This is a genomic window from endosymbiont of Lamellibrachia barhami (assembly GCF_011947365.2).
In the GTDB taxonomy this organism is placed as follows: domain Bacteria; phylum Pseudomonadota; class Gammaproteobacteria; order Chromatiales; family Chromatiaceae; genus QGON01.
Map to the genome: position 1 here is coordinate 1,581,506 of NZ_JAAVSH020000001.1, position 3,492 is coordinate 1,584,997.

Consider the following 3,492-nt stretch of genomic DNA (forward strand, 5'->3'; position numbering starts at 1 on the left):
CTCTTTGATCGCCGCATCGGACTGGATCAGCAGATAGGGGCGCTTTTTGGTCAACTCGGCAATCAGCGGATTGGTGACGCTGTCGGGGCCACACAAAAAGGTCGATACCTGCACCACCGGCATCAGGCTATCAGAGCCTTTTTCCACCCGCTCAAATACCTGTCTCAGCCCGGCATGGCCGGTTACCCTGTGTAGTTCACGTCTGCTGCAGGCATCGGCCAGGGTGGCGATCATGTGGGGATTGCGCCAATAGAGGTGTTTGAACTGGGGGTTGAAGTCGGCATCGAGGAGATAGCTGGGGATGCCCATTATGTTCTTGTCCCGCAGCAGTCGTCCGACATGGCTGTCATAGATACCAGGGTTGAGGATATATTCGCGGCCCATCACCAAGGCGATTTCGCGCCCATCTTCAAGCGCTTGGTTGGCCAGGTCGGTGGCAAAATCGGCGGCCGCCTCTTTTAGTCCCCGTTGGGCCTGCAACGCCGCATCGACGATGTTTCGAAACTGTTCATACTCAACCGGCTTGCCATAGTGTTCAAACACTGGCTGCAGGCGTGGATAGATCTTCTGTGCGATCCGCTCCGCATTCTGTAGTTTGAGATCCAGAAAAAACAGATGGATGCGGCTTTGCGGGTGTTTGGATTCAGTGATCTTTTTGGCCACCGCCAGCCCACCCTGGTTGATGGTGCAGGTGCGTCCCAGGGAGTGTTTTGCAGGCAGGAACTCGATCTGTGGGGCCAGAATCATACCGTGTGGTTGTGCGCCCAGGCGCAGGAACTGGCCAACAACGCCTATATGCGGGGCACAGGTGTCGATGTGAAAATGCGGCTGGGCATCGATGATATCGGACGCCTGCACATTGTCCACCTCCACCGGGATCTCCAGTGGTGTAAACAGTGAGGCGAAAAACATCGCCCACTCCGAAACGGCGAAGCTGCGCGGTATCACCAGCCGGTTCGGGTCATCGGAGTGGGGCAGGCGGTCGTTGATAAAGTCCCAGATCTGCTTATAGCTGTCCGGACTGCCTTTTTGCTTGAGGCCTTTCATGGCCTGCACTTCGTTGATTGCAGTGCAACCGCCGAGGGTGAAGGTGAAGCGATTGCCCTCACTGCCGAGGCCGGTGAGGTGGGCGCGATTGCAGCGCGCAGCCTTGTCGCCGCACACGGCTCCCTTGCAGACCACGATCTTCTTCTTGTAGTCCTTGTCGATGAAGGACTCAAGCTCGACCTCCAACGCCGTGGAGGAATTCTGCTCCGCCAGCGATTTGATCAGCCCGATACAGGCGCGGTGGCCCGGATCCGGTGGCACCAGGCAGTAGATATCATCGCCCACATAGCGCTGCATGCGCTGGGCAACCGCGAGTGGCAGCGGTTCACTGAGCATGGTCTGACCATGAAGCAGGGCGACCGTATGCTTCGGCAGCTCGATCTGGCTCCAGAGGCTTCTGGCCATGTTCTCCACGATCGCCCAGTTGGCCGAAGCGAGAATCTCGCCGAGTTCGTAACCATCCGCCTGCAGCTTGCGGGCGTTCTCCATCAAAAACACCGCACAGGTGGCGTTGATGACGTAACCTTTGTCGGCATTGAAGGCCAACTCACTGGCCACGCTGATGTCGTCCAGAAAGAACATGGAGGTCAGGGTATCGATCAGGCTGCCGGTTCCGGCGGAACACTTGACGTTCATTGCGTTGTCAAACAGTTCAGCTTTTTTCAGTGCAATGGAGGAGATCTTTGTGTCCTCACCGCCAATATCGACCAGCAGGCAGAAGTCCTCATTGATGTCCTCGATGCCGCCCGCCTTGAGGCGTTCGATATGTTCACGGGCATAGTCGATGGAACCGCGCGCATGGGCGTAGTTCTCCACCAGCACCGACACCCGGTCTGCCAATTGAGGATAGATGTTGATGAGGGATTTTTGCACCTGGTAGCGGGCGCTGCCCGTCAACCCGATCTGGCTGATCTGCAGGGTTTTCAGTCCCTTGGTGATGATGTCGGCAAAGATCTTTTTGATCGTATCGATGGTATCGCCGGCATTGGAGTAGGCGCCCTTATAGAAGATGACCTGACCCGAGACATCGCTGATGACCAGCTTCGCCATGGTTGAGCCCACGTCCAGTCCCATCATGACGGGTGTGTTGCGCAGCTGGGCGGCGTCAAAATGGGTCGGTGCGATATTGGGGATACGCTGATAGAGGCGCCGCGCCTCAAGATCTGCCTTGATGTCAAACATGGCCGGATATTCGCTGAGCCTGGACGTCTGCACAACGCGGCGATCCGGTTGGGCAAAGTTGCCATCGCCGATGATTTTGCGCAGATGCTGTAATCCAAGCAGGGGAAACCTGCCGCCCTCATCGTAGCGTACCTCTGCGGCGCCGACGGATTCGAGATAATCTCCGGCGCAGTCACGGGCAAACTGCCAGGCAAAGATGCCACCGCTCAACCACACCGTAGCAAAACCGGGTTTGAGCTTTTTACAGGCCTTGAGCACCTCGGATTTCAGCGTCACCGCCAGGGCGAAATCAAGGGGAATGCCCTGATTCTTGTCGGAAATCGTCGCCGAAGAGGCAAACACACCGCAGCGGTCAGCGCGGATATCGACGCCGTCACGGCGCGGGCGGTTCTCCTTGCCGAGGTAGTCGCTCAACAGTGCGTCAACCGCCTCACGCTGGATATTGAGTTTTTGCAGTACCCGGTCGAGGTTGACCCCCGAGCCTGCGCCGCAACGCGGATTGACCACCAGCATATCGTTCTTGAGATTGCCCTCGGTATCGACACCTATGGCCATATAGCCTGAAGCGGAGATTTCGATGATGCCCAGTGGTTTGCCTTGCAGCAGGCTGCGTGCCGCTGACCACAGCGCAGCCGAGCCAAGTACCACCTCTCCCTGGCCGATATAGCGGTGCACAATCTCCTGCAGTTTACCCGTGATAGTGATGCCTGTTTGCTCAGGCAGTTGGTCAAGTCCAAGCCGGGAAATCGTACCGCCGAGATCTTCGTTGCTGGCTATTTCAATGCTGCCGAGTTCGGTACCCGCTGGGTCGCAGGCCAAGACCCGGACACTGTGGACGCCGGCATCAATATAGAGGTTCGCGCAGTGGGGAAGTAACCCGGTAAACCAATCGGTGGTGGAGTGGTCTGGCTGCCGGGTCATTGGTGAAAGCTATTCATAATTGCCAGGAGATTCGTTCAGAGGCTCCTTAGCGTACAGTAAACAGACTGTAGGGCACCAGAGGCGTTGTGAAACCATCTGTTGAGCAGGGGAATAGACGGAGTAAGTGTCTAATCTACCCTGTTATTGCCCACCACTTACAGCTCTGAACTGAATGACTTGGCACTCAGTTGGTTGCTTAGTGAGGGCTATAGGCACACGGAGTGCTATGGCGACCAGTCAGGCTTCTCTGAATGTGGCGAACGTAGGGTGCGCTGTGCGCACCATGATTGCTTGAACTCCGAAACTTGAGTTCGTAAAAATGCCACTGCGGTAGGGTGTCAT

The 3,492-nt window shown here is 56.8% G+C and carries 1 protein-coding gene; it reads right to left on the reverse strand.

Annotation, left to right across the window (positions count from 1 at the left end; genetic code table 11):
- Positions 1-3,150 (reverse strand): BadF/BadG/BcrA/BcrD ATPase family protein (locus tag G9Q73_RS07100; protein WP_177419169.1); only part of this gene is annotated, 3,150 nt, incomplete at its 3' end.
- Positions 3,151-3,492 lie beyond the last annotated feature (342 nt).